The organism is Streptomyces sp. NPDC002574 (assembly GCF_042889545.1).
GTDB lineage: Bacteria > Actinomycetota > Actinomycetes > Streptomycetales > Streptomycetaceae > Actinacidiphila.
The window spans coordinates 548733-560426 of the sequence record NZ_JBIARB010000004.1; the positions used below are offsets into that span (position 1 = coordinate 548733).

Below are 11694 nucleotides of genomic sequence, written 5' to 3' on the forward strand. Positions count from 1 at the left end.
CGTCCGTCCACGGCGCATCCCCGGGCCATTTGATCGTTGTCGAAAGGTCAGGCGCGACGAGGGGAGTGGACACGGCGATGGGCAGCACCATGGCGACGACGCTGACCGAGCAGAGCGAACCCCTCGCCGACGAGTCCGGCGCCGGAGCGGGCGCGGGCGCGGACGACGGCGCGTCCTTCGGCCACGGGATCCCCGCCGCGGACCTCACGCCCCGCAGGGTGCGGCTGGTCTTCCTCGGCCTGATGCTGACCCTGCTGCTCGCGGCACTCGACCAGATGATCGTGGCGACCGCACTCCCCAAGATCGTCGGGGAACTGCACGGGCTGGACCGGATGTCGTGGGCCGTGACGGCCTATCTGCTCGCGTCGACCATCGGACTGCCGCTCTACGGCAAGCTGGGCGACCTCTTCGGGCGCAAGATCGTCTTCCAGTTCGCCATCGTCGTCTTCGTCGTCGGCTCCGCGCTGGCCGGCTGGTCGCGCACCATGAACGAGCTCATCGCCTTCCGCACCGTCCAGGGCATCGGCGGCGGCGGCCTGATGATCGGCGTGCAGGCGATCATCGCGGACATCGTCCCGCCGCGGCAGCGCGGCCGCTACATGGGCCTGATCGGCGCGGCGTTCGGCCTGGCCTCGGTGGCGGGACCGCTGCTCGGCGGCTTCTTCACCGACCACGCCTCATGGCGCTGGTGCTTCTACATCAACGTGCCCTTCGGCCTGCTGACCCTCGCCGTGATCGCCGTCGTGCTGCGGCTGCCGCGGCCCGCCGTGCGGCCGCGACTGGACGTGCTGGGGGCGCTGCTGCTGGCCGTCGGTTCCACCTGCGCCGTGCTGCTGACGAGTTGGGGCGGCACCACGTACGCGTGGGACTCGGACGTCGTGATCGGACTGGGCGCCGGGGCGGCGTGCTGCGCGGTGCTCTTCGTCGTGGTGGAACGGTTCGCCGTGGAACCGGTCATCCCCCTGCGGCTGTTCCGCGACGGGATCTTCACCGTGTCGGCCCTCATCGGCGCCGTGACCGGGGTCGGGCTTTTCGGCGCGGCCAGCTACCTGCCCACCTTCCTGCAGATGGTGAACGGGGTCAGCGCGACCGAGTCCGGACTGCTGATGCTCCCCATGATGCTGGGCGTCGTGCTGGCCTCGGTCGTCTCCGGCCAGCTCATCAGCCGCACCGGCCGCTACAAGGTCTTCCCCCTGCTCGGCGGGGCGCTGTCGGTTCTCGGCATGTGGCTGCTGTCGCGGCTGGACATCGACACCCCGCGTGCCGAGTACAGCGTCTACATGGCGGTATTGGGACTCGGCATCGGCCTGGTGCTGCCCGTGCTGATCCTGGCCGTGCAGAACTCGGTGCGCCCCACCGACCTGGGCGCGGCCACCAGCGCCAACAACTACTTCCGGCAGATCGGCGGTTCGGTCGGCGCCGCGGTCTTCGGCACCCTCTTCGCCAACCGCCTCGCGGACCGGCTGGCCGCGGGACTGCCGCGCGGCGCCGAGTTGCCGGACCCGCAGTCGATCACGCCGCAGATGGTGCACGCGATGCCGGCCGCATTCCGCGACGCCTATGTGCAGGCGTACGCCACCGCGATGCCGCGCATCTTCCTCTACCTGGTGCCCGTCCTCGCGATCGGATTCCTGCTCGCCTTCTTCCTGAAAGAGAAACCCCTGGTGACCCAGCACGTCCCCACTGCCCGCAAGGCCGACCTCGCCGGTGTCCCGGTGTGCGGCACGGTCCAGCACGCCGACGGCAGCACCGTGGCGCGTGCCGCGCTGACGCTCATCGACGTGACCGGGCGTCAGGTCGGTCGCGGCGCCACGGGCGACGACGGTCGGTACGCGCTGAGCACGCCGGGCGGCGGCAGTTACGTGCTGATCGCGGCGGCCGGGGGACACCAGCCGCAGGCCGTGAGCGTCACCGTGGGCGAACGGCCCGTGGAACTGGACGTCGTGCTCGGTGGCGCCGGACGGCTCGCCGGGATCGTGCACACCGCCGACGGCACTCCGGTGCGCGAGGCGACGGTGACGCTCACCGACGCCGGCGGCGACGTCGTGGCCGGCGCGCGGACCGGCCGGGACGGCGACTACACCCTCACCGACTTGATCGCCGGGGAGTACACGCTCGCCGCCAATGCCCCCGCCTACCGGCCCGCGGCCCTCCCGGTCTCCGTCCAGGCCGCCAGGGAGACCCGGCAGGACGTCGAACTGGCCGGCGGCGCCATGCTGCGCGGCACCGTGCGCGCCCCGGGCGGACGGCCGGTGGAGGACGCGCGGGTCACGCTCCTGGACGCCGCCGGCAACGTCCTGGACACCGTCACGACCGGGGCCGACGGGACCTTCCGCTTCGTGGACCTGGCCGCGGGCGAGTACACGGTGATCGCCTCCGGCTATCCGCCGGTGGCCACCGTGCTGCGTCTGACCGGCGGCGGACGCACCGAACGCGACGTGCTGCTCGGCTACGAGGACTGACGCACGGGCTCTCTTCGTCAGTGACGTTCTGTCAATTTCACATTGGAGTACGCAAGTTTGCCGCAATGACGCGCGCGGCACCCGGTGACGGTCGTACCGTGGTGGCGGAGCCGCAGATCTTGTGCGGGGCGCCGACCACGCCCGGCCGCGATCGGTGTCCGGCGCCACAGGGGAAGGAGCCGAGCGCGTCATGGAACGTCGCACCCCGCTCGGGGAGGGCAGCCGTCCGGGGCTGCCGCCGCAGCGTACGGGCCTTTCGGGACGCATTCCGCTCGCCGTGGTCGTCGTGGACCGCGACGGGCTGGTCTCCCACTGGAGCACCGGCGCCCGCAAACTCTTCGGCAGCACCCGCGAGCAGGCGATCGGCCGTTCCGCGATCGACCTGCTGCCCGTGACCGGTGCCCTCGGCGACGGGGCGGGCGGCCCCTACGGCACGGACACCGTCAGCGGCGCCGCCTACGGTCCCGGTTCCCTCGGCCCCTACGCGGGTCCTGACCTCGACGCCTCGCTGAGCGGCGAGACCTCCTACCCCACCGCGGGGCGCGCCCGTCTCAACCGTAGCCATGACACCGTTGTCGACGACGCCCCGGTGGACGTGCTCTGGTGGTCCTACCCGCTGGTCGGGCCGGGGTCCGAGACGCTTCTCGTACTCGCCGCCGACGCGGCCCAGTTGCACATCGGACCCGGGCAGGACGCCGACGCGACCGGTGAGTTCGAGCGGATCGCGCCCGCCTTCGCCCTGCACACCGAGTTCCCCGGCGCCGAAGGGCTCGCCAAGCGACTGCCGGAGATCCTGCCCAGCATGGGTGTCGCCGAGAGCGGCCGGATCGTCTCCCAAGTCCTCGAACTCGGCTACCCCGTCCTGGAGATCAGCCGGCACGACCGCGTCCCGGTCACCCCCGACTGGGGCGTGCCCCGCAGGGCCGAGCGCCGCGCCGACGGGCTGCGCGCCGCCCGAGAGGCCGCTGCCGACCCCGGGGCCGCCGCGGCCGTGGCGGCGGAACCCGACCTCGAGTACGCCGCCGTCCGGGAGCGCCTGGAGTTCCTGAACGAGGTCAGCGGGCGCATCGGCAGCTCCTTGGACGTGTCCCGCACGATCCAGGAGATCGGCGCCGTCGTGGTGCCCCGCTTCACGGACGTGGCGGCCACCTACCTGCGCGCGCAGGTGCAGGCCGGCGAGGACTTCCCCGCAGGGCCGCCGGACGTCACGACCCGGTGGCACCAGGTCGCCGTGGAGCACACCGACGAACCCGGCCGCTGGGACGACGTGGTGCCGCTCGGCGAGTCGACGACGTTCCCCGAGCACACCCCGTTCTTCCAGTGCATGACCAGCGGGCAGCCCGTGCTCGTGCCGAGGATCACCGAACCCATGGGCGAGGAGATCGCCGCGCAGTTCGAGAAGCGGGACATCCGGCCGCTGATCACCGGCCGCTCCATGCTGGTGGTGCCGCTCAAGGCACGCGACCTGGTGCTCGGCTTCATGATCCTGCTGCGTCACCAGGAGCGGCCGCCGTTCAACGACATGGACCGTGTGACCGGCGCCGAACTGGCCGCCCGCGCCGGGCTCGTGCTCGACAACGCCCGCATGTACACGTACCAGGAGAACGTCGCCGACACGCTCCAGGCCGGGATGCTGCCGCAGGTCACGGCGCGCATGCCCGGCTGCGACGTGGTGACCCGCCACCTGCCCGGCACTCGGCAGGGCCGGGCCGGGGGCGACTGGTTCGACGCCGTCAAGCTGCCCGGTTCCCGGGTGGCGCTGGTCGTCGGCAACGTCATGGGACACGGGCTGAGCGCGGCCGCCGTCATGGGGCAGCTGCGCACGGCCGTGCAGACCATGGCCGCACTGGACCTGCCGCCGGCTCAACTGCTGCGCGGCCTCGACGACCTCGCGCAGCGGCTCGGCGAGCACTACCTGGCCACCTGCCTGTACGCGGTGTACGACCCGGTGCACAACGAGCTGCTGATCGGCAACGCCGGGCACGTCCCGCCCGTGCTGGTCCGCGCCGAGGACGGTCGCGGCGAGCTGCTGGACGTGCCCACGGGCGCGCCGATCGGCATCGGCGGAGTGGCCTTCGAGACCGTGCGGGTGCCGGTCGCGCCGGGCGACCGGCTGCTGCTCTGCACCGACGGACTGGTGGAGGCACGCGGTCAGGACCTCGGCACCGGACTCGCGGCGTTGTGCGAGAGCGCCGTGCGCCGGACCGCCTCGACGGACGAGGCGTGCGACACGGTCATCCGCGCGCTGGGCCGGCGCGGCGGCCGCAAGGACGACGTCGCCCTGCTGATGGCCCGGCTCGGCGGCATCGCGCGGGAGGACGTCGTCACCTGGCAGCTCGCCCTCGACGCGCGCGAGGTGCGACGGGCCCGCACGCTCACCCGCGACACCCTGGAGCGCTGGGGCGCGCCGGAGGCCGCAGAGACCGCCGCGCTGCTGGTCGGCGAGGTCGTCACCAACGCCGTGCGGCACGCGCACACGCGCCACGTCGAGCTGCGCCTGGTCCGCGCGGACGCGCTGCTGTGCGAGGTCACCGACGACGACCACGCGCTGCCCGTCCTGCTCGGCGCGGGGCCGGAGGAGGAGAGCGGCCGCGGGCTGCGCATCGTCAGCCGGCTGGCGCGGGAATGGGGCGCGAGCCGCACGGCGCAGGGCAAGACGGTCTGGTTCGAGCAGCAACTGCCGTGCCGGGGCGCCGCCGCGCGGACGTGATCGACGGCGGTCTCGACGTGCTCCCGAAGCCGCGGGCGCGGGGGCGTTCCGGCTGTCGGCTCGGGGTCGGCGCGAGGCGGGCCGGGTCGGCCGGCCGGGCGGGGCCGGGGGCCGATCGGGGGTCGATCTCGGAAGTTTTCCACAGGCCGGGTGGGGGCCTGGTGTGCGCCGATGACCTTGCGTAACGTTCCATGCCATGAAGATCCTGATCAGCGCGGACATGGAAGGCGCCACCGGGGTGACCTGGCCCGGTGACGTCGTGCCCGGCAGCGGCCAGTGGGAACGCTGCAGGCATCTGTTCACCTCGGACGTGAACGCGGCGGTCGCCGGCTTCTTCGACGGCGGGGCCGACGAGGTCGTGATCAACGAGGCGCACTGGAGCATGCGCAATCTGCTGCTGGAGCAGTTGGACGAGCGGGCCCAGATGCTCACCGGCCGCCACAAGGACCTGTCGATGGTGGAGGGCGTCCAGCACGGGGACGTGGACGGGGTGGCCTTCGTCGGTTACCACACCGGCGCGGGCACGGAAGGGGTGCTCGCCCACACCTACCTCCCCAACTCCATCACCGGGGTGTGGGTCGACGGGGACCGGGCGAGCGAGGGGTGGCTCAACTCCCTGGTCGTCGCGGAGTACGGGGTGCCGGTCGTGCTGGTCACCGGTGACGACCGCACCGCGCTGGACGCCCACCGGTACGCCCCGGGGGCACGGACCGTCGCCGTCAAGGACTACGTGTCGCGGTACGCGGCGGTGTGCCGGCCACCGGCCCGCACCGCGGCGGACATCCGGGCGGCGGCCAAGGAGGCGGCCGGCATCGCGGTGCGGCACGAACCGTCGCAGGCCGGACCGTTCACGATCGAACTCGAACTGGACGCGGAGCACCTGGCGGGCGCCGCGGCCGTGGTGCCCGGCGTCGAGCGCACCGGTGAGCGCCGCGTCGCGTACACCTCACCGACCATGTACGAGGGGATCCGCTGCTTCAAAGCGGTGACCACCCTCGTCTCGTCAGCAGTGGAGGAGCAGTATGGCTGACACCCAGGCACTCGACGAGGCGGTCCGCTTCACCTCGGAACTGATCAGGATCGACACCACCAACCACGGCGGCGGTGACGGCAACGAGCGCCCCGCGGCGGAGTACGCCGCCGGGCTGCTCGCCGAGGCCGGCATCGATGCCGCCGTCCTGGAGTCCGCCCCCGGCCGTGCCAACGTGGTGGCGCGCATCGAGGCCACCGGGGCCGGCGGCGCGGACGGCGCCCTGCTGGTCCACGGGCATCTCGACGTCGTGCCCGCCCAGGCCGACGACTGGAGCGTGCATCCCTTCTCCGGGGAGGTGCGCGACGGGGTGGTGTGGGGACGCGGCGCCATCGACATGAAGGGCACCGTCGCCATGGTGCTGGCCACCGTGCGGTCGTGGTCACGCGAGGGCGTGCGCCCGGCACGGGACATCGTGCTGGCCCTCACCGCCGACGAGGAGGACAGCGCCGCCTACGGATCGGGCTTCCTCGCCGACCAGCACGCGGAGCTGTTCCGTGGCTGCACCGAGGGCATCAGCGAGTCGGGCGGATTCACCTTCCACCCGGGCCCCGGCAAGCGGATCTACCCCGTCGCGGCGGGGGAGCGCGGCACGGCCTGGCTGAAGCTGACCGCCGACGGCAGGGCAGGGCACGGTTCCAAGGTGAACCGGACCAACGCCGTGACGCGGCTCGCCTCGGCCGTCAGCCGCATCGGCGAGCACCAGTGGCCGGTGAGGATCACCCCCACCGTCCGGGCCGCCCTGACCGAACTGGCCGCGCTCTACGGTGTCGAGCCCGACTTCGCGGACGTGGACGCCCTGCTCACCAAGCTCGGCACGGCGGCCGCGCTCGTCGAGCCGGTGATCCGCAACAGTGCCAACCCGACCATGCTGGAAGCCGGTTACAAGATCAACGTCATTCCCGGCCACGCGGTCGCGCACGTCGACGGACGGGTGCTGCCGGGCGGCGAGGAGGAGTTCGCCACCACCATGGACGAACTCACCGGACCGGACGTCGCGTGGGAGTACCACCACCGGGAGATCCCGCTGGAGGCGCCCGTCGACAGCCCGGTCTTCGCGGCGATGCGCGAATCCTTGATGCACTTCGACCCCGGGGCGCACGTCGTGCCCTTCGTGATGGGCGGCGGCACCGACGCCAAGCAGTTCTCCCGCCTGGGCATCACCGGTTACGGCTTCTCGCCGCTCAAGCTGCCCGAGGGCTTCGACTACGCGGGCATGTACCACGGCGTCGACGAGCGCGTTCCCGTCGACGGGCTGCACTTCGGCGTCCGGGTCCTGGACCGGTTCCTGCTCGGCGCGCACACCCCGACCACCGGAGGAGAGCGATGAACCCGACGTCGCGCACGGCGCCGTACGGTGCCTGGGAGTCGCCGGTCGACGCCCGCACCGCCGCCGCCCACGACGGACGCCCGGACTTCCCCGGCTTCGTCGGCGAGGAGGTGTGGTGGACCGAGCCCCGCCCCGCCGAGGGCGGCCGGCGCGCGCTGGTGCGGCGGCTCGCCGACGGCACGGTGGACACACCGCTGCCCGCGCCGTGGAACGTCCGCACCCGTGTCATCGAGTACGGCGGCCGGGCCTGGACGGGCGGGACAGGGCCGTCCGGGACGCTGATCGTCTTCGCCGACTTCGCCGACCAGCGGCTCTACGCGTACGAGCCCGCGGCCGCCGATGCCGTGCCCCGGCCGCTGACCCCCGTCTCGGCGGTGGGCGACGGGCTGCGGTGGGCCGACCCGCAGCTCCACCTCGACCGCGGTGAGGTCTGGTGCGTGCTGGAGGAGTTCACCGGCGACGGTCCCCTTGACCTGCGCCGCGTGCTCGTGGCGGTGCCGTTGGACGGCTCCGCGGCCGACTCGCGGGACGCCGTGCGCGAACTGTCCGACGACACGCACCGCTTCGTGACCGCGCCCCGGCTCTCCCCGGACGGACGGCAGGCGGTCTGGATCGCCTGGGACCACCCCCGCATGCCGTGGGACGGCACCGAGCTCCGGCTCGCGGAGGTCGCGGCCGACGGGACCTTCGGCCCCGCCCGTACGATCCTCGGCGGCCCCGCCGAATCGGTCGCTCAGGCCGAGTGGGCCGCGGACGGCACCCTTCTGGCGGCCGCCGACCGCACCGGCTGGTGGAATCTGCACCGCGTCGACCCCGCCACCGGCGCGGCCGTCAACCTCTGCCCCCGCGACGAGGAGTTCGCCGGGCCGGCCTGGCAGATGGGGGCGCGCTGGTTCGCGCCGCTCGACAGCGGCACGGTCGCCGTGCTCCACGGGCGCGGCGCGCAGCGGCTCGGGATACTCGAGCCGGCCACCGGCGAACTCGCCGACGTGCCGGGGCCGTGGAGCGAGTGGACCGGCCCTCTGGCGTCGTCCGGCACGCGGGTCATCGGTGTCGCGGCCTCCGCGCGCACCTCCTTCGAGGTCGTCGAACTCGACACGTGCACGGGCCACAGCCGCGTCGTCGGCGCCGCCCACGAGGACATCGTGGACCCGGCGTTCGTGCCGGAACCCGCGGAACGGGTCTTCACCGGGCCCGGCGGGCGGGAGATCCACGCCCAGGTGTACCCGCCGCGCAACCCCGGCTTCACGGCGCCCGAGGGCGAACTGCCGCCCTACGTGGTGTGGGTGCACGGGGGCCCCACCAGCCGCACCCCGCTCGTGCTCGACCTGGAGGTCGCCTACTTCACCTCCCGGGGCATCGGAGTCGTCGAGGTCAACCACGGTGGGTCCACCGGCTACGGGCGTGCCTACCGGGAGCGGCTGCGGGGGCAGTGGGGTGTGGTCGACGTGGCGGACTGCGCTGCCGTCGCCGAGGCGCTGGCCGCGGAGGGCACCGCCGACCGTGCCCGGCTCGCCATCCGCGGCGGCAGCGCCGGCGGCTGGACCAGCGCGGCGTCGTTGACCACCACCGACGTCTACGCCTGCGGCGTCATCCGGTATCCCCTGCTCGATCTGACCGGCTGGGCCGCGGGCGGCGAGACCCACGACTTCGAGTCGCAGTACCTGGACTCGCTCGTCGGTTCCTGGGCCGAGGTCCCCGACCTCTACCGCGAGCGCTCGCCGATCACCCACGCCGACCGGCTCACGGTGCCCTTCCTGCTCCTGCAGGGCACGGACGACGTGATCTGCCGGCCCGTGCAGTGCGAGCGCTTCCTCGACCGCATCGCCGGGCGCGGCATCCCGCACGCGTACCTCCTGTTCGAAGGGGAGGGACACGGTTTCCGGCGCGAGGACAGCCTCATCACCTCCCTGGAGGCCGAACTCGCCCTCTACGGGCAGGTCCTCGGCTTCACCCCGCCCGGCGTACCCCCTCTGGAGCTCGGCAAGTGAGACCCTCGCACCCCCTGAACCCGCTGCATCCCCTCGACCCCTCGGCGCCCCTGGCACCCCTCGTCCGTCCGCGCCGGCTCGTCCCCGGCGACCGCGTCGCCGTCGTCGCCCCCAGCGGGCCTGTCGTCCCGGAACGACTCGACACCGGGCTGGACATCCTCCGGGAGTGGGGGCTCGACCCGGTGGTGGCACCGCACGTCCTGGACCGCCACCCCCGATTCCGCTACCTCGCGGGGGAGGACGCCGCGCGCGCCCGCGACTTCCAGCAGGCGTGGTGCGACCCCGACGTGGCCGCCGTCCTGTGCGCACGCGGCGGTTACGGCGCCCAGCGCATGACCGACCTGCTGGACTGGGACGCCCTGCGGGCGGCCGGCCCGAAGGTGCTGCTCGGCTTCAGCGACATCACCGCGCTGCACGAGGCCTTCGCGCTCCGGCTCGGCCTGGCCACTCTGCACGGCACGATGATCGCCGCCCAGGCGTTCGTGAAGGACGAGACGACCCGCGACCACGTGCGGGCCACGCTCTTCGAGCCCGGGAGCGTGCGGGTGCTCGGCTCCCCCGATGCGCGCACGCTCGTCCCCGGCACGGCGCGCGGGATCACCGTCGGCGGCTGCCTGTCCCTGATGACCGCGGGGATCGGTACACCGGACGGCCGCGGCGGCATGGCCGGCGGCATCCTGCTGCTGGAGGACGTCGGCGAGGATCCGTACCGCATCGACCGCGCGCTGACGCAACTGCTGCGCTCCGGCCTGCTGGACGGCGTCGCGGGCATCGCCCTCGGATCCTGGCGGGACTGCGGCCCGTACGAGCGGGTCCGCGAGGTGCTGCGCGACCGGCTCGGCGGACTGGGCGTACCGGTCGTGGAGGAGCTCGGGTTCGGCCACGGCGACCGGAGCCTCACCGTGCCGCTGGGTGTGCCCGCCGTGCTCGACGCCGACGCCGGCACGCTGACCCTGGAGGTGCCGGCCCTCGACGGATGACGTCCGGCACAGCCGCCCCGGCAGTCCCCGGAGGTCCTCCGGAAGCTTACGAACCCCTGACGGCCGCGCGCGTCCGGGCGGGGTGGCGCCTGCCAGGACATACGGTCGACAGCATGCTGGTACTCGTCACAGGCGGCGCGGGCTTCATCGGCTCCCACATCGTCACCGCCCTCGTGGAAAACGGCCACGGCGTCCGGATCCTGGACCGCGCGGACGGCCCCGCGCCCGAGGGCACCGAACCGCGGCGGGCCGATGTCCGCGACCCGGCGGCCGTGGCCGACGCGCTGCACGGCGTCGACGCCGTGTGCCACCAGGCAGCCATGGTCGGCCTCGGCAAGGACTTCGCCGACGCGCCGGACTACGTGGCCTGCAACGACCTGGGCACCGCGGTGCTGCTGGCGGCGATGGCCGGCGCCGGCGTGCGCGAACTGGTGCTCGCCGGCTCGATGGTGGTGTACGGGGAGGGCCGCTACACCTGCGCCGGGCACGGCCTCGTACGCCCCGGGCCGCGGCGCCCCGAGGACCTCGACGCGGGCCGTTTCGAGCCGCCGTGCCCGCAGTGCGGCGAGCCGTTGCGCCCCGGCCTCGTCGAGGAGGACGCCCCTGCCGACCCGCGCAACGTCTACGCGACGACCAAGCTCGCCCAGGAGCACCTGGCCGCCTGCTGGGCCCGCGCCGTGGGCGGCCGCGCGGTCTCCTTGCGCTACCACAACGTCTACGGCCCCGGCATGCCCCGCGACACCCCCTACGCCGGCGTCGCCGCGCTCTTCCGCTCCGCCCTGGCGCGCGGCGAGGCACCCCGCGTCTTCGAGGACGGCGGCCAGCGGCGGGACTTCGTGCACGTGCGTGACGTCGCGGCGGCGAACGTCACCGCCCTCACCGCCGTCCGGTCCGCCGCCGGTTCCGGCGCCGCCCCCGGCACGCTGCGCGCCTACAACGTCGGCAGCGGCGAGCCGCGCACCGTCGGCGACCTCGCCCGGGCCCTGTCCGCGGCGTGCGGCGGCCCGGAACCGGTGACGACCGGTGAGTACCGGCTCGGCGACGTCCGCCACATCACCGCCTCGTCCGCCCGGTTGCGCGACGAGCTGGGCTGGAAGCCGCAGGTCGGATTCGCCGACGGAATGGCCGAGTTCGCCGAAGGGGCCTGAGCCGCACGGATAACCCCCGCCCCGCGACCCGCGGGCGGGTGGT

The 11694-nt window shown here is 73.6% G+C and carries 7 protein-coding genes; all 7 read left to right on the forward strand.

Going from position 1 to position 11694, the window contains the following annotated elements; translation table 11 throughout:
• The first annotated feature begins 77 nt into the window (after positions 1-77).
• The 7 genes from ACFYXS_RS12255 (at position 78) to ACFYXS_RS12285 (ending at position 11651) form a co-directional block, all read left to right on the forward strand.
• The gene (locus ACFYXS_RS12255) at positions 78-2462 is read left to right on the forward strand and encodes an MFS transporter (protein ID WP_389246752.1); all 2385 of its coding nucleotides are present in this window, start codon (positions 78-80) and stop codon (positions 2460-2462) included.
• Positions 2463-2652: 190 nt separating this feature from the next.
• A complete protein-coding gene (locus ACFYXS_RS12260; RefSeq protein ID WP_389246755.1) occupies positions 2653-5172 on the forward strand; it encodes a SpoIIE family protein phosphatase in 2520 nt (839 codons plus the stop codon).
• 196 nt (positions 5173-5368) lie between these two features.
• Positions 5369-6202, forward strand: a complete 834-nt coding sequence (locus ACFYXS_RS12265) for a M55 family metallopeptidase (protein WP_389246757.1) — start codon at positions 5369-5371, stop codon at positions 6200-6202.
• Positions 6195-7532, forward strand: a complete 1338-nt coding sequence (locus ACFYXS_RS12270) for a M20/M25/M40 family metallo-hydrolase (protein WP_389246759.1) — start codon at positions 6195-6197, stop codon at positions 7530-7532. Before ACFYXS_RS12265 ends, ACFYXS_RS12270 begins: the two co-directional genes overlap by 8 nt.
• Positions 7529-9523 (forward strand): prolyl oligopeptidase family serine peptidase, encoded by a 1995-nt coding sequence (locus ACFYXS_RS12275; RefSeq protein WP_389246761.1) that lies wholly within the window; start codon positions 7529-7531, stop codon positions 9521-9523. Before ACFYXS_RS12270 ends, ACFYXS_RS12275 begins: the two co-directional genes overlap by 4 nt.
• A gap of 50 nt (positions 9524-9573) precedes the next feature.
• The gene (locus tag ACFYXS_RS12280) at positions 9574-10503 is read left to right on the forward strand and encodes an LD-carboxypeptidase (protein ID WP_389246904.1); all 930 of its coding nucleotides are present in this window, start codon (positions 9574-9576) and stop codon (positions 10501-10503) included.
• Positions 10504-10616: 113 nt separating this feature from the next.
• Positions 10617-11651 (forward strand): NAD-dependent epimerase/dehydratase family protein, encoded by a 1035-nt coding sequence (locus tag ACFYXS_RS12285; RefSeq protein WP_389246763.1) that lies wholly within the window; start codon positions 10617-10619, stop codon positions 11649-11651.
• Positions 11652-11694: the final 43 nt, after the last annotated feature.

Excerpts from the sequence above, each read along its gene's own strand:
- ACFYXS_RS12255 (WP_389246752.1), top strand. The coding sequence starts at position 78 with ATGGGCAGCACCATGGCGACGACGCTGACCGAGCAGAGCGAACCCCTC.
- ACFYXS_RS12265 (WP_389246757.1), top strand. The coding sequence starts at position 5,369 with ATGAAGATCCTGATCAGCGCGGACATGGAAGGCGCCACCGGGGTGACC.
- ACFYXS_RS12270 (WP_389246759.1), top strand. The coding sequence starts at position 6,195 with ATGGCTGACACCCAGGCACTCGACGAGGCGGTCCGCTTCACCTCGGAA.
- ACFYXS_RS12260 (WP_389246755.1), top strand. The coding sequence starts at position 2,653 with ATGGAACGTCGCACCCCGCTCGGGGAGGGCAGCCGTCCGGGGCTGCCG.
- ACFYXS_RS12285 (WP_389246763.1), top strand. The coding sequence starts at position 10,617 with ATGCTGGTACTCGTCACAGGCGGCGCGGGCTTCATCGGCTCCCACATC.
- ACFYXS_RS12275 (WP_389246761.1), top strand. The coding sequence starts at position 7,529 with ATGAACCCGACGTCGCGCACGGCGCCGTACGGTGCCTGGGAGTCGCCG.